At 44.9% G+C, this 24,261-nt stretch carries 16 protein-coding genes; 6 read left to right on the top strand and 10 right to left on the bottom strand.

What is annotated here, in order from left to right; genetic code table 11:
• Positions 1-123 precede the first annotated feature (123 nt).
• Complete coding sequence (ybeY, locus tag VIM72_RS20060) at positions 124-549, bottom strand: rRNA maturation RNase YbeY (RefSeq protein ID WP_332004605.1); 426 nt, start codon at positions 547-549, stop codon at positions 124-126.
• A 164-nt stretch (positions 550-713) separates the two neighbouring features.
• Between ybeY and VIM72_RS20055 the strand changes: the two genes are divergently transcribed.
• A complete protein-coding gene (locus tag VIM72_RS20055) occupies positions 714-950 on the top strand; it encodes a FeoA family protein (protein ID WP_142685526.1) in 237 nt (78 codons plus the stop codon).
• Positions 951-2,464: 1,514 nt separating this feature from the next.
• On the opposite strand, the gene nadA is transcribed toward VIM72_RS20055, so the two are convergent.
• Entirely contained in the window at positions 2,465-3,466 is a 1,002-nt protein-coding gene (gene nadA / locus VIM72_RS20050) for a quinolinate synthase NadA (protein WP_332004604.1), read from the bottom strand.
• A gap of 771 nt (positions 3,467-4,237) precedes the next feature.
• Between nadA and VIM72_RS20045 the strand changes: the two genes are divergently transcribed.
• The 3 genes from VIM72_RS20045 to VIM72_RS20035 all read left to right on the top strand — a co-directional run bounded on the left by VIM72_RS20045 (position 4,238) and on the right by VIM72_RS20035 (position 6,960).
• Entirely contained in the window at positions 4,238-5,095 is an 858-nt protein-coding gene (locus VIM72_RS20045) for a SurA N-terminal domain-containing protein (RefSeq protein ID WP_332004603.1), read from the top strand.
• Positions 5,096-5,150: 55 nt separating this feature from the next.
• Positions 5,151-6,329 carry a peptidylprolyl isomerase gene (locus VIM72_RS20040; RefSeq protein ID WP_332004602.1) on the top strand — a complete coding sequence of 393 codons (1,179 nt, stop codon included), beginning with the start codon at positions 5,151-5,153 and terminating at the stop codon, positions 6,327-6,329.
• Between the two features lie 124 nt (positions 6,330-6,453).
• Positions 6,454-6,960 carry a DUF2480 family protein gene (locus tag VIM72_RS20035; RefSeq protein ID WP_332004601.1) on the top strand — a complete coding sequence of 169 codons (507 nt, stop codon included), beginning with the start codon at positions 6,454-6,456 and terminating at the stop codon, positions 6,958-6,960.
• On the opposite strand, the gene corA is transcribed toward VIM72_RS20035, so the two are convergent.
• Together corA and VIM72_RS20025 are read right to left on the bottom strand one after the other, a co-directional pair.
• The gene (gene corA / locus VIM72_RS20030) at positions 6,957-8,003 is read right to left on the bottom strand and encodes a magnesium/cobalt transporter CorA (protein ID WP_332004599.1); all 1,047 of its coding nucleotides are present in this window, start codon (positions 8,001-8,003) and stop codon (positions 6,957-6,959) included. The genes VIM72_RS20035 and corA overlap by 4 nt on opposite strands.
• 673 nt (positions 8,004-8,676) lie before the next feature.
• Positions 8,677-9,936, bottom strand: coding sequence for a DUF3472 domain-containing protein (locus VIM72_RS20025; RefSeq protein WP_332004598.1), 1,260 nt, complete (start codon positions 9,934-9,936; stop codon positions 8,677-8,679).
• A gap of 263 nt (positions 9,937-10,199) precedes the next feature.
• Here VIM72_RS20025 and VIM72_RS20020 point away from each other — a divergent pair, with 263 nt between their 5' ends.
• Entirely contained in the window at positions 10,200-10,796 is a 597-nt protein-coding gene (locus VIM72_RS20020; RefSeq protein WP_332004597.1) for a type 1 glutamine amidotransferase domain-containing protein, read from the top strand.
• Between the two features lie 32 nt (positions 10,797-10,828).
• Here the strand turns inward: VIM72_RS20020 and VIM72_RS20015 are convergent, their stop codons facing one another.
• Positions 10,829-11,215, bottom strand: a complete 387-nt coding sequence (locus VIM72_RS20015; protein ID WP_332004596.1) for a septal ring lytic transglycosylase RlpA family protein — start codon at positions 11,213-11,215, stop codon at positions 10,829-10,831.
• A gap of 149 nt (positions 11,216-11,364) precedes the next feature.
• Here VIM72_RS20015 and VIM72_RS20010 point away from each other — a divergent pair, with 149 nt between their 5' ends.
• The gene (locus tag VIM72_RS20010) at positions 11,365-13,101 is read left to right on the top strand and encodes a thiamine pyrophosphate-dependent enzyme (RefSeq protein WP_332004595.1); all 1,737 of its coding nucleotides are present in this window, start codon (positions 11,365-11,367) and stop codon (positions 13,099-13,101) included.
• A gap of 46 nt (positions 13,102-13,147) precedes the next feature.
• Here VIM72_RS20010 and VIM72_RS20005 read toward each other — a convergent pair whose 3' ends face one another.
• From VIM72_RS20005 to VIM72_RS19985, 5 genes are all read right to left on the bottom strand, one after another.
• Positions 13,148-15,634 (bottom strand): BamA/TamA family outer membrane protein, encoded by a 2,487-nt coding sequence (locus VIM72_RS20005; RefSeq protein ID WP_332004594.1) that lies wholly within the window; start codon positions 15,632-15,634, stop codon positions 13,148-13,150.
• Positions 15,618-20,702 carry a translocation/assembly module TamB domain-containing protein gene (locus VIM72_RS20000; protein ID WP_332004593.1) on the bottom strand — a complete coding sequence of 1,695 codons (5,085 nt, stop codon included), beginning with the start codon at positions 20,700-20,702 and terminating at the stop codon, positions 15,618-15,620. The genes VIM72_RS20005 and VIM72_RS20000 overlap by 17 nt, the downstream gene beginning before the upstream one ends.
• Before the next feature lie 263 nt (positions 20,703-20,965).
• Positions 20,966-21,796 (bottom strand): DNA damage-inducible protein D, encoded by an 831-nt coding sequence (gene dinD / locus VIM72_RS19995; protein WP_332004592.1) that lies wholly within the window; start codon positions 21,794-21,796, stop codon positions 20,966-20,968.
• 108 nt (positions 21,797-21,904) lie between these two features.
• The gene (locus tag VIM72_RS19990; protein ID WP_332004591.1) at positions 21,905-22,516 is read right to left on the bottom strand and encodes a hypothetical protein; all 612 of its coding nucleotides are present in this window, start codon (positions 22,514-22,516) and stop codon (positions 21,905-21,907) included.
• A gap of 267 nt (positions 22,517-22,783) precedes the next feature.
• Positions 22,784-24,259: a glutamate synthase subunit beta gene (locus VIM72_RS19985; protein WP_332004590.1), complete on the bottom strand. Its 1,476-nt coding sequence runs from the start codon at positions 24,257-24,259 to the stop codon at positions 22,784-22,786.
• Between the last annotated feature and the right edge of the window lie 2 nt (positions 24,260-24,261).

Raw genomic sequence — 24,261 nt, 5'->3', positions numbered from 1 at the left:
TTACTGGTTCCATACAAAGAAAGTAGTATCAACGCTCCGAGATTTATTTGAACCCAGCTACTCATCAATATAGCTGCTGGAAAAGATGTTCCACGTGGAACATCTTTAAATAGAAACAAACATCTATTCACCGAAATATTTCTTCAGGTATTCATCCTCCTTACTTCTCATTAAGGCCGCATCCTTTTTACTTTTATCTTTAAAACCACACAAGTGAAGCGCTCCATGAAAAATCACACGATGTAATTCATGACTCACAGGCACCTTAAATTTCTCTGCGTTCTCAAGTACCCTGTCTATGCTGATGTATATTTCCCCCTCTGTAATTGCGGGATCCTCTCCCATCTCAAAAGTCACAATATCTGTATAAGTATCGTGCTGTAAAAATTGCTTGTTAATTTCAAGTAAGTAAGTATCCGAGCAAAAAATGTAATGCAAACTCTGCAAACCTTGCCCCTCTGCCGCAAAAAGATCTCTAAGGAATAACTTAAGATTGCGCTTTCCTTTTAAATAATCCTTTACCTCATGCGATGTAAACTGAATGGCCATCTATGTTCAAAAAATTTATGTGGATGTAAAAGTAAAGTGAAATTTTGTTTTGCCGGACCTTTCTTTTTTGCATATTGCCCATACAGAGGTAACTTTGTTTATCATTCATAGGTATGCATCCCAATTATGCCGGTATAAGGTTTAAACAGATTAACAAGAAGGAAATGAAAAAAGGCGTTATAAAATTATCGTCCCTGTCAACAGGAAAAAGTGCAGTAATTATAGAATTTGCAAAAGACGATCTTCATATTAAACTGATGGAAATGGGCTGCGTACCAGGTGAAACAGTGAAAATTGAAAAAATTGCTCCACTGGGAGATCCAATCTCTATTATGGTGGCCGGTTATAATTTATCACTCAGAAAAACAGAAGCCGATCATATTTGGGTAGAGGAAATTTAACTCCTCTACCCTTCTTCATTAACTAAAACCAAGAAAATTTTTTATAAAAAAGGTGTCTTCGTCGGAAAACATGCCTTTTTCTTTCAAATTTTGCCCTATTTTGAAGAATTTTCTAAAAAATTTCACTGATTTCCTCGAAAATAACCTCCAATTCCTCCGTTTTTATCCACACTTCCCTGTTCAAAGCACTATAATTTCTTAACTCCAACTCCTTTTCCAACGATTAAATTCACGATAACTCTCATAAAATCCGGAACTTTCACTAAAAACTGAGATAATTCGACGATACTTTCCCTTCTTCACCATTCTAAAGACACAAATCTTATCGCCCTAATGATCTGCTGAGAATTGTACAGCCGGGTAAATGTATACATACAAGGGAAAAAATCAATTCTCCTGGCATTGCTAATCCATCCTGTATTATGTGGAATGAATTTTTTCAGGGATGCCCCGGGAAAATTTAAAATTTTCAATTCTCAGACTACTTATTGCCAGCTGATAATCTACTAAACATGCTCTTCCTGAGGGTATTCTTTTATGTTCTGCAATATTTGATTCTCAGCGCATTGTGAAGACGTCCACAATTCAATATCCGACTATTTGTTTCCATTATGGAAGGTGAAAATATTATATTCAATTCTCAGCCCGTTCAAAGCATCCTTAGAATCGCATAAAACAGGCATCCCGTAAGGTTTATCAGTAACATAAGGAAATATCCAATTCTCAGCACGCTTTCAATGCGTTGAGGATTGAACGAAATAAGTATACCCGGGGGTATCCCAACTATCACTTAATTCTCAACGCATTGAAAGCGCGCTGAGAATCGTGTAAAAATAAAAATCACGTGGTTACCCCAGTAAAATATAAAATATTGGATTCTCACAGCCCTCTTTAAAAGCTTCCGGGTAACTCAATCTGAAGCCTTTATTACAGTAAACGTTTTATATAATCGTATGCAAACGATCAAAACGAAAGTCCCACGCCAAGAAGAAAAACTTCAGCTGAAATTCTAAAATGAATGACGTGACAATGTGCTGGAAAAGGGAAACTCAGGGTTACTCAATCATTTAACTAAATAATCAATTCTCAGGGCCTTCATAAAACAGCGTTCAGGAGCTTAAGAAAAATAAATTCAATAGCCCTTCACATTAAGATCAAAAATATCGCACTCTCAAGCCAATAGCAGTGCGCTGAGAATTGAATATTCAGATAATTCCTTCACTTACCCAACGATGATTTATTTTTTTTAATTCTCAGATCGTTGATAAACGGTTTTGATGCGTTTTCAACATTAAACAGAAGTAAATTGTTTACACGGTGAATAAATGGGGAACCTATAAACCACCGGTCAGATATGAATTTCTCAGCGCCTTTATAACGAGCTGAGAATTAATTAATTCCTACCTAAATACGAAGGCCGTAAGAATATTTAATTCTCACGGCCTTCGTTAATAAGAGATTATTTTATATAATAAAAATGAAATCTAAATAAAATTGTAAATCAAACAGTTATATTAAAGTCCAGCTTGAGCACTGATTTCCAGCATCCGCTCAATTGGCTTTTTAGCTGCTATTCTCAGGCTTTCTTCCATGGTTATTTCCGGCTGTTCGTATTCCATACAGAGGTAAAGCTTTTCAAGCGTATTCAATTTCATGTGTGGGCAATCATTACACGCGCAGGCATTATTAGGCGGAGCGGGAATAAATGTTTTACCCGGATTTTCTTTTTGCATCTGGTGAAGTATACCCGTTTCTGTAACTACGATATATTCCTGGGCATCATCTTTCTGGCTGAATTTCAGTAACCCCGTAGTGGATCCGATATAGTCAGCGATTGCCAGCACTGCCGGTTCACATTCCGGATGCGCTATCACTTTGGCTTTCGGGTGACGAACCTTCAATTTAGTGATCTTTTCCAGGGAGAAAATTTCATGTACCATACAGGCGCCGTTCCATAAAACCATGTCTCTACCCGTTTTTTTGATCAGATAAGCCCCTAAATTCCTGTCAGGTGCAAATATGATGGGCTGATTGTGAGGAACGCTTTCAATGATTTTCTCGGCATTAGAGCTCGTGCAAATGATATCGCTAAGCGCCTTGATACCCGCTGAGCAATTGATATACGAAATCACAATATGATCAGGATAGCGGTCACGGAACTTCTTAAACAATTCAGGAGGAGCACTATCCGCCAGGGAACAACCCGCTTTCAGGTCAGGCAATAATACTTTTTTCTGCGGACTCAGAATTTTCGCAGTTTCCGCCATGAAGTGCACACCGGCAAAAACAATTATGTCGGCATCCGTTTTGGCGGCCTGTTGGCTGAGCCCCAAACTGTCGCCAATATAATCTGCTATATCCTGGATATCCGGCTCCTGGTAATAATGCGCCAGAACAATCGCATTTTTTTTCCTTTTCAAATCTTCTATCGCTTCAAATAAATCCAGAGAAGGGTCGACTGATATATCCAAAAATCCGTTGTGTTGCAAATTTTTTTTCGCTTCAGCGATTTCCATAATCATAGCTATATACTTATTTAAATATTTAAAAGAAAAAGCCCACTACTATTAGGGCTGTGAATATGTGGAAATTTAATTTCCGGCTCGTGTACAAATGTAGTTGTTATTCCTTTTTACTACGCTTTCCACACGAAATTAACATGCCAATTCCGCGTCAATATTGATTTTAGGTACTTTCATCCACATACGTGGATATCCTCTGGCGTGAAAATCTTTTCCGTCAGTAGTGTATTAGGAAATTGTTAAAAGAAGGCTTTTACTATTCACATTTCCGGGCTTTGATTTTTAAGGGTAAATTTTACTACAATAACAAAATTAGTTTTACCTGTGGATTGATGCCTGTTTTCCCACCTTATTTTGCGTTTTACAGGGGTTTTTACACATCAATTGTGGAAAAGAAACTTCAAGGAATGAAAAATGGTCAAAATGCATACAGCAGCGAATTAGCCCCTTTTTATTCACATTTTTATGTGGATAGGGAAAAATGTTTTTTAACATTTGTGTATAACCTTTTTTAAGTTTCTGACACTTAATTCCGATTAAACTGCTGTTCCCATCGGGGTTTAAAAATATATGGTATTTGCGGAAAAAGAAGCTGACCAGATGCCCCTCATGTGGAAAACCTGTGAATCTTACATAGTCCACGAAAGTGTTATAATAACCTGAAACCCTTTACTGCATTGGGTTTGAAGTAAAAAAATACTCTTTTGCAGTTACAGTTTATTTATTCTATTTTTGCTATCCTTAAAAATGTAGACTATATAATATATGTCAGTAATTCAGAAAATCAGGGACAAATATGCCGTCGTGATCGTTGTAGTGATTTGCCTGGCTATTGTTAGTTTCCTGTTGCAGGATGCCTTTTTTGGCAAAAGTTCTCTATCCCGTCGTGATACAAGCGTGGGTAAAGTAAATGGTGAAGATCTCGATTTATCAGAGTATCAGCGCCGTATTCAGGACGCGGAAAATAATGCGCGTCAGCAAATGCCCAATATTGACGAACAAACACGTCAGTATATCCGCGAGCAGGTTTGGAACGAGTTTCTGAATGAACAAATTATGCAGGCCCAGTATAAAACATTGGGTATCGACGTAACAGAGGCTGAAGTAGTTGACCAGATCAAAGGTAAAAACCCTAACCCGGTAGTTGTACAACAGTTTACCCGTGATGGCCAGTTTGACCGTAATGCTTTGCAACAGGCCATTTCACAGGCCGGCAGCAATCCGCAGATCCGGGAAGGCTTACATCAGCTGGAAAGTTACATTGCCAAGTACCAGGAGCGTTTAAAATATGTGACCCTTATTAAACAAGGTATATATTATCCTAAATGGCTGGCGGAACAACAACAGAAAGATAACAGCCAGACAGCCACAGTATCTTATGTAAGTGTTCCATATGCAACTATTGCTGATTCCACTATTAAGGTTACTGATGCGGAACTGGACCGTTTTATCCAGGACCACAAACAACTGTTTAAAGTAGAAGAATCCCGTAAAATTGAATACGTATCTTTTGATGCTATTCCTTCCGCCGCTGATTCTGCTGCAGCCATTCAACAGATCATGGCAATGAAGCAGGAACTGGATACTACCTCCGGTAGTAATATTGCCGGGTTTAAACCGTAACTCAGATATTAAATATTACGACGGATATGTTTCTAAAAACGAAGCTAAAGTTCCCATGAAGGATTCTATCGTGAATCTGCCTGTAGGAGCTGTTTTTGGACCATATTATGATAACAACCTGATCGTGTTTGCAAAAATGGTGGATCGTAAGAATATGCCGGATAGCGTAAAAGTTCGCCACATTCTTATCGCTTCCGGCGCTCAGGGCGGTTTACCGGACTCTGTTGCCAAAAAACGTGCTGATAGCCTTGAGCTGGCAGTTAAAGGCGGCGCCGATTTCAAAGCCCTGGTTGAACAGTTCTCAGATGATCCGGGCAGCAAGCAGACCGGAGGAGAATATGATCTGACACCATCTTCCCAATTTGTTCCTGAATTTAAGGATTTTGCTTTCGATGGCTCAAAAGGTCAGACTAAAGTAGTAAGAACCCAGTTTGGTTACCATGTTATTCAAATCATGGATCAGAAGAATATTGGTCCTGCTGTTAAAGTAGCTTACCTGGGTAAATCTGTAGAGGCCAGCAAGGAAACAAATAACAACGCCTTCAGTGCCGCCAGCAGCTTTGCAGGTAAGAGCGGTAATGCCGCTTCCTTTGAAAAAACAGTGCAACAGGAGAAGCTGAATAAAAGAATTGCGGATAATGTACGCCCTATGGATTTTGTTATCCCCGGTATCGGACAGTCACGTGAACTGGTACGCTGGGCTTATGAATCCAAACAGGGAGATGTAAGTAAAGTATTCACCTTCGACGACAAATACGTAGTTGCTGTTTTAACCAGCGTGCGTAAAGAAGGTACTGCTCCGCTGGCTGATGTAAGACCCCAGGTAGAAGCAGAAGTTAAAAAGCATAAAAAAGCAGAACAGATCATTGCTAAACTGCAAACTCCTGCCACACTGGATGCAGCCGCTAAAGCAACTAACCAACCAGAGCTCAAGGCAGAGGGCGTTTCTTTCGCCACTCCGTTTATCGCTTCATTGGGCTTTGAGCCACGCGTTGCCGGCGCAGCTTTCAATAAGAAATGGGGTACAGCAGCAGTGTCTGCTCCTATCGAAGGTAATGCGGGCGTATACGTAATTAAGGTAGACAGCTTCCAGCCATCTGGTCAGCCTGCCCAGGACGTTGCTTCACAACAGGCCGCTTACGAACAGGGGGTTAAATCCATGTTAGATCAACAACTGTTTGAAGTGTTGAAAAAGAAAAGCGACGTGAAGGATACCCGTGGTAAATTCTTCTAAATCACTACATTTTTACTGACATAAGAAAAAGGGAGGCAATACTGCTTCCCTTTTTTGTTTGCGCTGCGGTTATTCACATTCCTCCCCTGATATTCGTAAATTTGTATCCTTAAATATGGATAAAATGGACGAAATCATAAATAAAGTAGCGCAGAGTGGGTTAGAAACGATTGACCTGGAGCAGTTTTATCCCCAGGGAGAAATTGTAGTATTTGACATCAAGGATTACCTGTTTATGGGGCTTATCCTGAAGGAAAAGGACTTCCGGGCAGCGATGCAGTCGCACGACTGGGAGCAATACCGCGGAAAGAATGTGGGCTTGGTATGCACTGCAGATGCTGTTGTTCCTTTATGGGCTTATATGCTTGTAATGACTAACCTGGAACCGGTAGCGGCTTATGCAGCTTTCGGAAATGCGGAATTTATCTATAATACCCTCTATCTCAGGAACCTGGGCACAATTGACCTCTCCGCTTTTACTGATAAAAGGATTGTAATTAAAGGATGTGGTGATAAACGCGTGGGGGAAATAGCCTATGCAGAAATTACCCGTTTGTTGCGTCCCGTGGTAAAGAGCATTATGTATGGAGAACCCTGTTCTACTGTACCTGTGTACAAAAAGAAAGGCTAAAACCAGCCTCGTTTCCGGAAAATCAGGATCATTAGTACCAGTAAGATACCCATACCTCCCAGGGTATAATAGTACCCGTTAGGGGATGCCAGTTCGGGCATGTGCTGGAAATTCATTCCGTATATACCAGCCAGTAGTGTTGGCGGAGCCATCAACGTAGTTACTACCGCCAGCACTTTCATAATTTCATTCATCTTCAGGTTTAACTGTGTATGGTACATCTCCTGTAAATTCAATACCATATCCCGGTAGTTATCTGCCAGGTCGTTGCATTGAATGATGTGATCGTATACGTCCTTGTAATATTTTGTCACCTTATCATCCAGCAGATCATTTTCGCTTTTAAGGAAACCATTTACCAGTTCCCTCACTGGTGCAATGGCTCTTTTGAACAGGAAAACCTGGCGTCGTAAATAATTGATCCGTGCCAGTGTGCGGGTATTAGGCTGATGCTGCACCAGGTCTTCCATCATTTCTATCCTTTCTCCCAGTTTATCCATTACAATAAAATAGTTGTCGATAATTATATCCAGTAAAGAGTAACAGAGATAATCAGCTCCGCCATTGCGGATACGGGATCCTGTAATTAACAGTTTGGTTCGCACGGGATCGAATACATCCCGTGCGGGATCTTCCTGGAAGGAGATCACGAAATTCCTGCCGAGCACAATGCTCACCTGTTCCAGATCGATCGACGAAGTTTCACTGTTGAAGTAAATCATCGGGAGTAAACAAAACATCCGGTCGTTGATCTCGTCCATTTTAGCCCGCTGCCCTGTACTTAAGATATCTTCTTCCAATAAAGGGTGTATCATGAATTGCTCACATACGGCATGCACCTCTTCCTTCCTGATGCCGTCGATATTGATCCAGCTTAACTGCGGAGCTGTTGCATACCTGAAAGTATCCTCTATTTTATTCAGCACCAGCTCTGAACAAAGGTTAGCGTTGTAATCAAAAACGGTGATCTTGGTTTCTGCCGCCGGTTTCCTGGTGGTTACACCTTCTGCCGGGTTAAAGTTCATGATACGTTGCTTCTTCACCTTGAATGGGTTTAGTACTTGTACCATGCCGGGAATAGGCAATTTCTTTTTGAAGGCCATATGCGCTGGTGTTATCAGGATTGATTACCGAATTTAAACCAAAATAGCAGAGCGAACAACCGCTACGTTCCAATAATTATTTCAGTGACAGAAAATTATGAAGATAGTTTTGAACCGAAAACGGGAGGTAAAGCGTAAAAATAAATGCGCCACTTAAATTCTATAGGACATATAGACTGACTGGTTCGGGTTTGATTCTCTTTGGTGAGATAGAAGAATGCAGATTTGTTTGAGCGGGGTAAGATGGAAAAAGAAGTTTGATGAGATAGAAGAATTGGTGTTGATGCAGCAAACGTGGGGCAATTTTCTTTTGGTGGAAAAAAATCGCCCGGCTAAAAAATGCCGGGCGACGGGTATTAATATAGGATATGGCAGTATAATAAACGACACGATTTCATGGTAGCCGTAAATTCTCATAATATATCCAGGAAAGGATAAATCTTTCCAACGCAACACCGGTTACGGTTCTGTAAGACAGCTGAAAAATCAACCTGATCAGCGTAATCATGCAAAAAACAATTTAAGTAGCCTTTCGCCACAAGACCTGCGGGATAACAGCGCCTTTCATTTGCTTAAGCAACCGGTTAAACAACAAACGCCGCCCTATGAATTATCAGAACCGTGGTAATTCAATCACCGGGGGTTTACCGGTTGCAGGACGCTCAAACAGATCTCCGTATTTTGCATTGGCAGGTTTGAAACCACTGTTCCATAAATAGAACCAGCCGTTCTCTGAACCGCCGCCAAAGTCGAGCCTGTCTTTTGCTTTGGCGGTAGCATCATTTGAAAATTTGGCCTTTGTAAGCTCTATCCATTCACCAGTGTTGGTTTTTATCCAGTGGTTACCAAAGTATCCTTTACGGCCAAGATGCCCATTTTCGAAGGAGAAGTTTTCCAGGAAGGAATAAAGATGCCCCATATACTTACCATCTTTGGGGGCCCTGAAGCTGGCAATCAGTTTCCACTCCTTATGTTCGGGCACATAAAAATAGGCGGTATAAGTGGTGGTATTTCCTGTTGGCACACTGTGCATCAGGAAACGATAGGTATCCCCGGCTTTCCAGTTATATACCCAGTGGCTGTGCCCTCCTGTTCCTTCCCCACCAAAGCCGCTGGCTTCTACGCTATCTCCTTTGGCAAGCATTACAACCTGGTCTTCATATTTTACCTTACTCCGTTCTTCCGGCTCCCCTCCCGCATCCCAAACAGAAAAGATAATTCTTCTTTCCGTGGGTGAATTAACCTGCATTCCAAAATAGCCCCGGTGGAATCCGCACGACATAAAATAGGTACCCAGTTTATCTTCTCCTTCGGGAACTTTAATTTCCCCATAAAACCATTCTACATTTTTATCTTCAGGAACAGGATAGTTTAAATGTACGGAAGCCGCGCGGCGCCAGGGTTTGGCGTTATATTGAATATCTTTGACAGCGGCGCCGGAAAGACCAATACCTTTTACATCTGCATATACATCTCCTTTCTTCTCCAATCCTTTCAATGACACGCAATAGAAGCCTGCTTTCTTAACGGATGTTTGCAGCACAGGAATATTTACAAAATCATTATTGGCAGGAATGCTAACTATTTTTTCTGTTCCATTTACGGTAACCAATACCTTGCTTCCGGCATCTGATTTTGCCTGTAAGGAAACTTTGAGGGAGCCGGGATTGGCTACATGAAAATAAAAGTTGACAGTATTACTGTTATCCGTCCAGTGAACAACGCCGTAGCGCTCATTGATTTCAACATGTTCTTCTACCGGATCGGCATAGGCGGTAAAGCCAGGAAGCTCTGCCACGGGGACCTGTGCAAATGTGTTGTTTGCAGCGAAGGCAATAGCCAGCATCGCTGCCAGAAGTGTTTTCTTGTTCATTGTTCTTAATTGTATGGCAACAAATAAAGCAGCATCTGTTCCCAAATGCAATTGAGAAAGAAAAAAATTACAAACGAATGAGAATCCGTTTTCCGCAACAGTTTGTGCATTAAATTATACGGGCGCTAACATACAGATCTTATAAAAAAGACCTTATGCATAAGGAATTACAAAGGGAATCGTTTTTGTGGCAGAGGAATATATTGCCGCGGTATTTATCTGCCGGAGGCTGGATATTTTCAAACTATTTAAAACATTATTTTATGGAAAACCAATTAAAAGATAAGAGAGTAGCCATGGTGGTAGCCAATGGATTTGAGGAAGTAGAACTTACAAAACCATTGGAAGCATTGAAGAATGCAGGGGCTACCGTAGATATTATTTCTCCGGAAGAGAAAACGGTGCGTGCCTGGGCGGAGAAAGACTGGGGAAAAGATTATCCGGTAGATAAGAACATAAAAGATGTGGTTGCCTCCAGCTATGATGCGCTTGTATTGCCAGGAGGAGTAATGAATCCGGATCATTTGCGCACAAATGATCGTGTGATCGCCTTTGTTACCGGGTTCTTTGATGAAAGCAAACCTATTGCAGCTATCTGTCATGGTCCATGGACTTTAATTGAAACCGGGGAGCTGGACGGCCGGAAAGTAACCTCCTACCCTTCGTTGAAAACAGATCTCGAAAATGCGGGAGCTTTATGGACAGATGAGGAAGTGGTGACAGATAAAGGATTGGTTACCAGTCGTACCCCAAAGGATTTACCAGCATTTTGCAGGAAAATGGTCGAAGAATTTGCTGAAGGTCCGCATGATCAACGGAGTGATACAGCACATAAGGGTGGCGTACACCAGTTAGGATAATTGTATACAGGAGTGGGGCTCCTCACTCCTGCTTATTTTTTCTTCTTTTTGTATTTCACTTCTACATTGGCAACACCGGTATTGAGCATGCCTATCCTGGAGGCGGCTTTGTGCGACAGATCAATAATCCGGCCTGGTACAAACGGGCCCCGGTCGTTGATCCGAACCTTTACGCTTTTCCCATTTGCAATATTGATAACGGTAACACGGGTACCAAAGGGAAGTGTTTTATGCGCGGCTGTAAGTTCCCGCTGGCGGAAGGTTTCACCACTTGCCGTCCGTTTACCGTCGAAAGAATTGGCGTAATAGGAAGCTTTTCCTGTTTCGGTGATTTTCCGGCTACAGGAAGAGGCGCCTGCCATTACCAGGATAATGAACAGCAGTACCCAATTGCGTTGTGAGGGTGCAGGGATATACATGCGGATAGCGATTTAGACAATAGTCTAAAAATAAGTCAATTTTCCGATGCTTTTACCAGCGGTATACGGTGAATTTGATGAATGGCACATAGTTGAACAATGTGGGAGATCAACTGTTTTTATCAGGCACTCATTCTAACAAATTTTATATGGCAAAACTTGTAGCGGATCAATTGGTAGAAATGCTGGCAATGGCCGGCATTAAACGTATTTATGCCGTAACCGGCGATAGTTTGAATCATATTAACGATGCCGTGCGCCGGGATGGCCGGATCCAGTGGATTCATGTAAGGCATGAAGAAGCAGGCGCTTATGCTGCGGGTGCGGAAGCGCAGCTGAACGGCCTGGCTTGTTGTGCCGGCAGCAGCGGGCCGGGGCATGTACACCTGATCAATGGATTATATGACGCGCACCGGTCCGGGGCATCGGTGCTGGCCATTGCCTCTACCTGTGCTACCAATGAATTCGGAAGCGGCTATTTCCAGGAAACCAATACCATCAAGTTGTTTGATGATTGTAGTCATTATAACCAGGTGGCCGCTACAGCAGAACAGGCGCCGCGCATGTTGCAGGCTGCTTTACAACATGCGGTACATAAGCAGGGCGTAGCGGTTTTAGGATTACCGGGAGATGTAGCTGCCGCCGATGCAAAGGATATTCCTACTGCTACAAAGCTTTATCGTCCGAAACCGGTTATTTGTCCTTCTGCCCCTGAGTTGAAGCAACTGGCCGGCTTACTTTCAGAAGCAAAGAAAATAGCCATTTATTGTGGATTAGGCGCCGTGGAAGCGCATGATGAAGTGGTGGCACTTTCCGCGTTGTTAAAAGCACCGGTGGCCTATTCGTTCCGCGCCAAGATGGGGATACAGTATAATAATCCAAATGAAGTGGGCATGACCGGTTTGCTGGGCCTGGCATCCGCCTATAAAAGTATGCACGAGGCAGATGTACTGCTGTTGCTGGGTACAGATTTTCCGTACACTCCGTTTATTCCTGAAAAAGCGAAGATAATCCAGGTAGATATACAACCGGAAAGACTGGGCCGCAGGGCGTCCCTGGAGATGGGGCTGTGCGGGGATATCGGCGATACACTGAAGGCGCTTTTGCCTATGCTGAAAGAAAATACAGACCATGATTTCCTGGATGAAATGGTAGCCTTTTACAAGGAAGTGCAAAAGAAAATGCAGACCTATGTAGAAGATACCGGGAAAGAAAATGCCATCAGCCCGGAGTTTGTGGCTTCTACCCTCAATAAGATCGCTGCCACCGATGCCATTTTTACGGTGGATACCGGGATGACGAATGTTTGGACGGCCAGGTACCTGGAAGGTACCGGTAAACGCACGCTGTTGGGATCCTTCAATCATGGTTCAATGGCCAATGCCATGCCGCAGGCTATTGGCGCGGCGTTGGCACAACCGGGCCGGGAAGTGTATGCGCTGTGTGGCGATGGAGGGTTAACGATGTTGCTGGGGGATCTGATGACAATAAAACAATACCAACTCCCCGTAAAAGTAATTGTGTTTAACAACCGCGCCCTGGGCATGGTAAAACTGGAGATGGAAGTAGCCGGCATCCCCGACTGGCAAACGGATATGGTGAATCCTGATTTTGGCGCCGTAGCGGAGGCCATGGGTTTCACCGCTTTTACGATCCGTAAGCCGGAAGAAGTGGAAAGCGTTTTATCGCAGGCGGCTAAAACAGCTGGGCCTGTGCTGGTAAATGTGTTCACCAACCCGGAATCGCTGGCAATGCCGCCGAAAGTGGAATTTGCGCAGATGAAAGGTTTTGCGCTCTGGATGGGAAAACTAATCCTGAGCGGACGGTATGAAGATGTATTTGATGCGGTGAAATCGAACTATAAGCACCTGAAAGATGTGCTATGAGTATGTATTTACGGGGAGATGATCTTAAAACCATCTCCCCGTAATATTAAAACGGATACCCGATGGCAATATTGAGAATCAGGTTTTTTTTGCGCCAGTCGGGATCGCTAAAATCTATTTTATCAAACACCCAGCGCTCGTTTTCGGGCAAATAAGGAATACGGAATGGCATTGCCAGATCCAGCCGTACCACCACGATAGACGCATCCACCCGCAAACCGACGCCACCGCCTACGGCGATATCTTTATAAAAAGTATTGAAGGCAAATTTACTACCTGGTTTATCCGGTACCTCTTTCTGTAACCAGATATTTCCTGCGTCTATAAATGCCGCCACGTTGAATACACTGGTAACGTGCACACGCAACTCAGAGTTGAACTCCAGTTTAATATCGCCCGCTTCATTGGCCAACAGGGCAGATGTATCCACCGCAGGGTTATGGAAAGACCCCGGCCCCAGGGTACGTGCCCTGAAAGCCCTGATACTGCTGCTTCCCCCGGTGAAGAACTGTTTCACGAAAGGCAGTGTGGAAGAGTTGCCATATGGCAAACCATACCCGATCAGCAACCGGTTTACCCATTGTTTGCCTTTGCCTAACTGCCAGTAGTGCCGGGCTTCGGCGGTGAACCTTTCGTATTGCGCAAATGAATTTCCCAGTAAAGTTTTTTGGCCGGTATCATTTTTTGGAATGATGAGGCCTGCAATGTTCCCGGAAATATCAATATTACCACTCAGGTAAAAGCTGTGAACCCGGTTAGCCTGCTGGTTATTGTAAGTAATGGTGTAATTGCCTCCCAGGATGAACTGTTTTTCAATAGCGTTACGCTGACCTGGGTCATTTTTCAGGATGCTGTCGTATGCGGGCGTTGTTTTAGTAGGCAACACATAAGTAAGCGCAATGGGTGCAAAAATATGACTCAGGTATTGTGTGCGCTGCCAAAGGTATTGCAGCTGCAACGTATATGCATTAAGGTTATACAGGTCTGTACGGCTGTATAATTCGTAGCTGGCGCTGATCCTGGTTTTAGGAACATAAGGAGTGCGAATGTTTAATCCCCTGAAAGGAGTGATGAACCGGGGGAAAGTAACAGCTACTTCTCCGCCCAGGCCATATGAGTTGGAGCCTCCTGAGCTTTTATTGCCGGTTTGCCATTCCAGCCCGCCACGTAAGCCTATTTCCAGTAATGCCGCAGAATGCAGCCAGTTGCGGTTTTTAGCCGTTATCTGTATCTGGGAGCCAATAAATCCATTTGATTTGGAGGTACCGCGTAATTCTGTTTGAAGGGAGCGGCGTTTGTAGGGTGTCAGAAAAAGCCTGGCATCCAGCCACCCGCTGTCGAGGGCCACCCGGTTGCTGACCATTGCGCGGTAGTTGCCGGCCTGCGATGTATCGCGGGTATAGGTGGCATCCCGCCGGTTGAAGTTCCTGCCGGAGCTGTCCCTGCGACTGGTGCTATCTCTCCTGCCGCTAACGTTTGATACGCTGCCTGTTAAGTTGTGAACGGAGGTATCGCGTACCGGGGAGAACTGTCCTTTTACAAATTTGAATACTCCCAGGTTAATTAGTCTTTGCAGCGTGATATTATGTGAGCTCAGGCGATATAAACTATCAGGGCGTAAAAAAACAGACCGGTCAAATGCAGAAGATTTGAAACGATGGGCGGAATCTACAATATAGATGCCTTTGTATTTTACCGGTGTTCCCTGTGTGGAAGCGGAATCGTTGTCCAGCGAATAATCGGGGAACAATATAATATCATGCATCTTGTATGGGCGGAGCGCCAGCAGCGGGGTATTATCTTTTATCTTCACAAACAGATCAACAGTACCATTATTGGTACTATCTACCTGTACCAGTAAATAATCAGGTGTGAAATAATAATAGCCCTGTTCTTTTAATGCGGCGTGTATGCGTTCACGTTCGGCCTTTATGGAATCCAGTGAATAATTGGCCCCGATGATCAGTGAGCTTTCCGGCTTGGTATATGTTACTGTTTTGCCGATGGCGCTGCTGTCTGTTAAATAGGTAACACTTTTAATAGTGTACCGGTGATTGGGAGTAGCAGTATAATTGATAGATGCCTTTTTCTTCCCGGATAGTTTAACAGCAGACGTCACGCCTGCCTGGAAATAACCGTTATCTACCAGGTATTCCTCCAATACTTCAGATGTGTAATCCGGTTTGGCCTGGCTTAGTAATACCGGTGGCTCTCCCCACTTTTTACGCAGCAGGTAATTTAATCCTTTTCCTTTTGGCTCGTTGCCCAGATTATACAGCCAGAGCTTTATGGGCATACCCAGGAATTTACGGTTCCTGTTGGGACGGATCCTTTTATTCATTCCATCAACCAGGTTGCTGTAGTCTTTGGGCTTCTTTTTTACGATAGTATCTGTGATCCATTTTATGTCGCTGCCAGTATATAGCCGGTCGCCTTCAGGTACGGTCCGTGTGGTACTACAGGAGCTGACTGCCAGGTAAACCAGGCATATCAGGCTACAGTAAATGATTATATGGCTATTTACTTTTCGCATCGGGCGTTGTCGTATTTTTATCGTCCTTTTTATTTTTTTTGCTGTCGCGCAGTTTTTGTTTTTTAGTATCGGATTTAGACCGTTGCAGGATCTCCCGGAACTCATCATAATCCATGATCAGTGCAAAGGCTACGCCTGTTTCCACTACCTGTCCTTCGATGATTGTCTGACCGTCGTTCCGCTGGTAAACCCTTATACGGTAACGGCCATCGCGGGTAAGTTTATATTCTACAGAAATATCACCGATCAATGAGCTGGCATTTTGCTGATTACCCTGCAGCATAATATTTGACCCAACGGAAACGGTTAAACGATCATTGAACAGTTGTTTTGAAGCGCCTACTTTCAGGTTGGTAGTTTCCTGTGCAGTACCGGTAGAATAATCTTCCTGGTTTTGCAGATCAAAATTGAGATCTACTCCTTTGATCAGGTTACCGGCCATGTTATTGAGCTGTTGTGAAAGTATTTTACTTACACTGTTTTTTGCTGCCTGCCCAACGCCTCCGCCGGTACCGCCATCGAGGGTGCTCATCGGGTCGTCCGGGATAAAGGAATTCAGAACCAGTAATCCCATTACCTGTTTATTCAGTTCGGATGGCACCTGGTTGATCTGTTTCAGGCGGTTATACGGGGTTCCGTTGAGGGTGTTCCTTTCTTTTTCTGGCAGATCCAGCCGGAAGCTGATATCCGGTTTCATCAGGTTACCTTTGATCATCAGGTATACCTGGAAGGGCATCCGTTGTTTGTAAGTATTGCGTTGTTCGGCAGACATGCTCTGGAGCTGATCCGCCACCAGGTCGTAAGCCGGTGCATTTACTGTGTATTTGGCGGTGATATCCAGATCGGCGCTGGTTGCATCACCATTGAAGGAAATGAAGCTTCCCTTTTCTATGTCGAAGGAACGTTTAATGAGCTGGTTCAGCGACATTTCGTATTTACCTTCCGTGATTTCATAACGGCCGGTAAGACTTAGTTTGCTGCTGGGATCCAGGGTAGCGTTGATACTTGCGGTTCCCTTTGCCTGCACATAATCGCCGTTTTGTGAATCAATAATAATTTTGATGACGGATTCCGGCGTGATATCGAGGTTACCGGAAAGGAACATGCCTTTTAAGCGGGTAGTTTTAAATTTGATGCTATCCTCACGGGCCAGCAACGCGGAGTCTATAGGATTGGATTTATCTACAAATTCTATCACTCCTTCCCTGTTGGCGAGACCGGGTTCTTCCTGGGGTAAGGTCATGGTAACGCTCGATTTATCGCGCAGCTTTACCACCGCGTCAATTCTTGGCAGGTCCATTGTGCCGCGGACTTTCACTTTACTGTCGATATAAGCCGGGCCATAAATCCACTGATCAGGATTTTGCTGCCGGCCCAATGCCATGAAGTTGTCTGCAGTAACATCGAGATTGAAATTGTACCTGGTGAAATCGCGGGTATTGATACGGCCATCCACCACCAGTTCATTATTAGCGCTGTCTGCTATTACCAGGTTATTCAGTTGTATGCCCCGTTCATCTATTACAATGTCTTCATCGGGCAGATGAAAAGTGCTGCCTATCATGGTCACCATGCCGGTGGCGTTGTCGAAATGCAGGCTTCCCAATACTTTTGGCGCAGATGGAGTGCCGGTAATATTAAACTGGCCGGTAGCGTTGCCGGACATATGAGTAACATTGCCCATTGTAAAAGGTTCCAGGGAGGCAACACTTAGCTTATTGATATCCAGTTGGGCATTGATGGTACTATCATAAGTACCATCTACTTTGATATCATTGTCGTTCCCGGTTAGCCCCGCTGTAAGTTTATACTGACCAGGGCCGTTGTTTTCCACATTGGCATCAAGGGTGCCCATGCGTGTGTTCTTCACCGTTAGACTGTCTATTTTCAGCACGGCATGTATGAGTGGCGACTGGTTCCAGTTGTGCACGGTTGCTTCTGCATTCAGGATGCCGTTTGCCAGCAACGTATCGGTAGCCAGCAGGCCGGTGATGGTAGACAATTTAAAGTTGGCAATATTGGCCTGGAGCGCAGGAGTGGCGCTGGTATCTGCCTGGGTGGCAATTTGTATGGATTGATCGCCCTGCGATAGTTTGATGTTAGCGGTATCGGGAGCGCCATTTTTCATCCGGAGAATATTATTCTCTGCCACTGTCCATTCCTGTTTGTTCAGCAACAGTCCTGGTTTAAGGGACAGCTGCATGGCGTTTTCCTTCAGGAAGGTGAAAATGCCGCCCACTTTATATTTGGGTTGTCTTTTAACATCATCCAGCACCACATCAAAATCAACCACGCCGGTATTGGCATATGCAGTAAGAAAGGTGTGCTGCAGCGGGAATGAAGGATGCGCCATACGGGCCAGGGAAGCGCCCAGCCGAAAAGAACTATCCTGGATAGCCACGCCCAGGCGGAGACTATCAACCTGAAGGGAATCATAATTAATTTTTGGAAGATACGCATTCAGCGTAAGCAGGCTGCTGTCGCTATTGAGGCGCCCGTTCATTATCAGCGGCACTTCCATGCGCAGGGTGGGGATCATCTGCTGCAGGCTTTTGGGCCACAGCAGGGATGCGTTCCATTGCAGCATTTGCCCGGAGGGCACAGTTACAATGCGGCCAGAGTCTGCCGGCAGCAGAGGTTTGTTGATAATATTGGTGAACGCGGAGCCCACTTTTGTATAATCGAAATGACCGTTAGCGCTGATCAGGCCGAACGGACTTTTTAAAGTAAGGTATTGCTGATCTTTGTATTCAGCAGTCAGGGAGATGCTGTCCAGCGGGAATACCTGTCCCTGGGTGGCGATCTGCCATTTTGTTAAGAAGGCGCCGCCTTCTATACGCTCAGGCTCGATACTGTTAAAATCCGCCAGGAGGTTTCCCTGCACCGTTAATGGTTCTGTATACCAATGAGTGGCATAAAGATCGGCCTTTGTCAGTTCCATATTTGCTTTCAGCGCCTGGATGGTAGTATCCACCAGTTGCCCGCTGATATCAAAGTTAGCGGTGATGGCCGTGTCTGCGCTTTCGCCTTTTGCTTCAAAGGCGCCGTTGTTGATACCGGCAGTTACGCTTACATCGTGGTACGTATAGGCGTTATAGGTAGCCTCATCCAACTGGGCGGCGGCCTTTGCCACCATTTGTTTTATCGTATAGCCCTGACCGGTAGCGCTCAGTTTTCCGGACATCCAGCCGTAGGTGGTGTCATAAAGCATCGCTCCCGGGTTAATGCGGAAGTATGGAATACTGATAGTGTAGCTGCTGCGGACGCTGTCGGTGATATTTACCAGTTGTGCGTTAATATTGGCGTTGGCAGTTTCGCTTTTCAGCTGTAATTGCGTTACAAGGTCTTTCATGCCTCCTTTAAACATACCGGTGATCAGCATGTTTTCCGGCAGGCGGGGCGTATCCGGTAATGTGCCGGCGGGTAGCCAGGCACGCAGGGGCTTATTGCCCGATTGTATATAGAGGGAAGGAAGATTGGCGCTGAGGCGGTCGGGGTCGGTGGCATGGAACACCTGGCCGTTGTCTGTTTTAATAAGGTTGCCTTCGTGATCGTTGATGTACAATTGTTTGATGTTCAGTTCTCCCAGGTTACCTTTTAATATAGCCGCCAGCGTTAGTTGTTTATTCCAGAGGGGTGCAAATGATTTGTTTTTGCGGGCATCGGGAACAAAAGGCAGCCACTCTCCCAGTGCTACCTGTACAGAATCGAGATTCGCGTCCAGGCCAAGTTGATCCAGGTGACCGGAAATGCCGGACCAGGAAGGAACGGTTACAATTACCTGTTTGCGGAAAATGCTTTTATTTGTTTGCAGCAGGAAGTTACGCAGTGCCAGGGAATAAGGTGTAAACAAGACATCCATATTGGCTTTACGGATGGTAAAGCCGGATTTATCCCGGGCGGTCAGCGATTTGATGCCAGCCATAATACTGTCGGGCTTATACCGGATATTATTGATTTTACTGGAGAAGGCCGTCAGCAGCAGATGATTATAATCCGGATCGGTGCCTGCTGCTTTGGGGGCCGGGCCGCCATTATCGTAGCGTAATGCCAGTTTATCAAGATTTACCTGGTTCGCAAATACCTGCCAGGTGTTTGGCGTAGTATCTTTTGGTGTAGAGGTAGCCGTGTCTTTTCCGGGTACCATCATCAACAGGCCGGCGGTATTGCCGATCGTCAGATCGCCCACCTGTATGCGGGTGGAGTCCTGGTCCAGGCTGCTGTTGCGTAGCCGGAATGCGCCAATTTTCCAGGCAGTGGAGATGCCCATGCCTTCATCTGCATAGAGGAAGCTGCTGTTATTGATCTGTAGTTTTTTCAGCAGTAGGTGCAGTGAGGCGCTGTTGGTATCGGCGGGTGGCGGCGGAGGTGCGGCAGTAGTAACAGCAGGTGCTATGTATTGTTGCCGGAAAAAGCCTTTTAGCCCGTCGATGGCGATACCCCTGAACGCATAAATGCCATCATCAATCAGCAGGTCGTCCGGATCCACATGCAAGCTGTCCCAAGTAAGTATGGCCGACATCCCGCCGGGGGCATCCATATAACTTACCTTCACCTTGCGAAGGGAAATATCTTTCAGCCGGAATTGCAGGGTGGTGCCTGTTTCCGGGGCAAGAGTATCGGGTTTATCGGAGGGTGTTACAAACGCATCTACTGCAAACTGGTAATTGAAAGCGGAATCACCGGTATGGCGGTATACATTTACCAGCACGGTATCCCATTCCAGTTTGTCTATTTTCAGTTCATTGCTGATCAGGGAAAGAAGGTTGTAATGTACTTTCAGGGAACCGGTATAAAAGAGCGCCTGGTTGGAAGTGTCTGCCACGTAAACGTTACGAAGCTCCAGGTATTGCCAGCCCCGTGCGCGCAAATAACCGATCTGTACTTTTGTATGCAGTTTCTTCCGCAGGTATAATTCTCCCTGTTCTCTCAGGTAGTTCTGAACTCCGTTCAGCTGCAGTAATAAAACAGCCATTACGGGCAAAAGAAGCACCGCAACAATAATCCATATAAGCCATCGCCACCAGGGGCGGCCGTGTTTTTCTCCGGTTTCTGCTGGTTCTGTCACTATAATGTATTACAAGCGTAAATTACTGAATATAAACGCAAAAGCGCGCTTATGGTTTACTTTACCGGCAGGATAGTGTAACCGGGCGCTTGCCTGCGGGGTACAACAAAATCCATACCTCTGGATACGGGAATAAATAGTAATTGCAAGAATACATTAAATACGGTAACGGACATACTTTTTTTGGCGGGAAAACAAATGGGGTGAGTAGTAAAATGCACAGATTGGAGAAATGGAGAAGGACCGGATTAGCGGTTTATTTTTTAGTTGTCCTGGTTCAGGGCATTCTTATCTTCTTTTTGAATTCTTCGTTTAACTTTATCCACATCTTCTGCGGCAGGAAGTGTTTCCGGCTGTATGCCTCTTTGTAGCAACAGATTTCTAACAGCAGCGTTGTTGTCCACAAGTTCTTCCAGTATATGGCCTTCTCCTTTCAGATCTTTTTCCCCTATATTATGACTGGTAATTTCTGTGGCCAGATCTTCTGCTTTAATAGTTACGACAGGGAGGAAATCTGCCAGTGCCCTGTTTTCGGGGACCACCAGCTTCTTTTTCATATCCCGGGTGGTAAATCCGCCAAAAAGGGCTTCATCGTCTTTGGAGCGTATCCTGGCGAACCCATTATCGTCCACACCTCTTTCATAAATGATTCCTGACAACACTTTTTCCGACCTGGAAAGTTTTTCCCTGGCATTGATACGGTCAATATCCAATAGTCGTTTTTCAACAATCTCCTGTTTGCGGGTTTGTACGGCAAAATAGGTTTGCGCAAAAGCGATGGGATCTTTTTGTGTATCTCCGCTTTGGGCGATGAGGTAGCAGGCGTAGCGGGTGAGCGCAATGTCCTGGAGTTGCCTGTTTGCGTCACTTCCAACAGTTACCATTTTGCTGACATCAGCAAAATGGTCTTCAACCAGTACTCCGCTGTTTTCGCAGGAAGCTTTTGCTTTGTCAATTACTTTTAGAAAGTTTCTCCACTGTGTATAACCAAGAATTTGCTGCAATTCCCTGGCGCTCCAGCATTCAATACCTTTGTGTTGGTAACAAGCCTGTTCAAACTGTTTAAACAGCGCTTCAATCAATTCTTTTTTCATAAAAAAAAATTACGTGATCTCACAATATTGTGAAGCACGCAATATACTATACCACTAACCCAGGCGGGTTAATGAAATCCAAACAGCATCAAATTGAAGGGATTTCAATTATTTTATTACAGGTTTATTCCGTTGGTTGAACCTGAAAATATAGTATTCAAGCTGGTCTTTCTTCTCCCGGTCGCTTTTGAATTCATTGAGCAATGTACTGTCTTGCGGAAGGATATATTTTTTGAGATTATAGGCAGATAATTCCAGTACCTGGCCGGTTACCACATTCAGCACTTTTTTGAGCACCACGGGTGTATTGATGCTGTTCGTAGTCATATCAGCCTGGTTGATATATCCGCGGGATGGTTGTATACCATGTAACGCGTATATGCAGTAGTAGCCTATTTCCTGTAACTTATTAAGGCCATTGTCTTTAATATAGATGTTTTTTCCATCGCAGAAACCCCAGTAATTTTTTAGTTTATGTTCCTGCCCGGAAGCATCCCGCAGTACCAGTTCATTACGGTTGGCCAGCAGGTAGATCTGGGCTGCAGTACTACGGTTTTTGATGACCAGGTCGCCTTCTTCAGAAGGGTTATTGGATTGAAATTCTTCAAAGGTTTTGTACAACCCTTTCTTTAGTTGGGGGGCATCTGTAATCAGCTCAGTTTGTGCCGACGCAGAGAAGCCCAGCAATATAAAGCCCCAAAAGCACAACAGTTGTTTCATAATAAACAAATGTATCTGGTTTGAGGAGGGCAGATACCCGGAAATAGCTGAATACCGGCTTTGTTTCTGCTGATGTTTGATTTATGTCTTTAAAACCGGGGAGAGAACAAATGATTGGCGGCTCTGAGCAAAGACTGGTACAGAGAGAAGATACTGCCGGAGCGGTCTTCCTAAAAAATTATAGGCCGGGTAAAAACCCGGCCCGGCTGAAGGTTACAACAAAATCTAAACCTGCTTATGAGAAAAATTTTGATTTACATTTTTGAATTATAAAGCCATTGCCTGCAGTGAATGGTCTTTGCTTTCCAGCTGGGAGCTGCCCATCAGGAATTCGTCCACTTTTCTTGCGCACTCACGGCCTTCACTTATTGCCCATACCACCAGTGACTGTCCGCGGCGCATATCGCCGGCAGCGAACACTTTAGGGATGGATGTCAGGTAATCTTTTTCGGTAGCTTTTACATTACCGCGCTCATCTCTTTCCACTTCCAGCTGATCCAGTAAGCCGGTATGCTGCGGATGTACGAAGCCCATAGCCAATAAGGCCAGTTCGCAGGGTACATCTCTTTCAGAACCGGGAACTTCTGTAAATTTAGCCGGTCTGCCATCGGCGCTGGAAGTCCATTGAAGGTCTACCAGGCGCAGGGCTTTCAGGTGGCCGTTGTCATCTCCTATAAAGGATTTGGTGGCGATGGCCCACTTACGGTCTGCCCCTTCTTCGTGGGAAGAAGATGTTTTTAAAATCATCGGATAGGTAGGCCATGGCATAAATGGCGTACGCTCGCCCGGAGGTTTAGGTAACAGCTCCAGTTGCGTAACGCTGCTGGCGCCATGACGGTTACTGGTTCCCACACAGTCGGAACCGGTATCACCACCACCAATCACGATTACATTTTTGCCGGTTGCCAGTATATCGCTGCCTTCTACTGCGATGTTGCTGACTCTTTTATTCTGCTGCTTCAGGAAGTCCATTGCATAATGTATGCCTTTCAGCTCACGACCCTGGATCGGGAGGTCGCGTGGAATGGTGGAACCACCAGCCAGTACAATTGCGTTGTATTCTCTCAGCAGATCATTGGTACTAACGTTCACGCCTACGTTGGCATTGCACTGAAACACCACGCCTTCTTCTTCCATCAGTTTCACGCGGCGGTCTACCACCCATTTTTCCAGTTTGAAATCAGGGATACCGTAGCGTAAAAGTCCGCCGGGCGCATCGTCGCGCTCAAATACCGTTACCGTGTGGCCTGCATAGTTCAGTTGTGCTGCAGCAGCCAGTCCGGCCGGACCGGAACCAATCACCGCTACTTTTTTGCCGGTACGCATACGCGGTGCTTTTGCCTGTACCAGTCCTTTATCGAAAGCTATTTCGATGATGTGTTTTTCTATTTCCTCGATAGCTACCGGAGGCTGGTTGATACCCAGTACACAGGCGCTTTCGCATGGAGCCGGGCAAATACGGCCGGTAAATTCCGGGAAGTTATTGGTAGAGGATAATATATCATACGCTTCTTTCCAATCCTGGCGGTATACGGCATCATTAAATTCCGGGATCACATTACCCAGCGGGCATCCGCTGTGACAGAAAGGCACACCACAGTTCATACAGCGGGCCGCCTGCTGATTTAACTTATTATCCGGGAAGCGCTCTACAAATTCATTATAGTGACCAACCCTTTCCCGGGGATCTGCTTTCCCGGGAAGCTCGCGTGTAAATTCCAGGAATCCTGTAGGTTTACCCATAA

The organism is Chitinophaga sp., from assembly GCF_036569185.1.
Lineage (GTDB): Bacteria > Bacteroidota > Bacteroidia > Chitinophagales > Chitinophagaceae > Chitinophaga.
The sequence above is the reverse complement of the archived record's forward strand: the minus strand, read 5'-3'. Positions and strand labels throughout refer to the sequence as shown.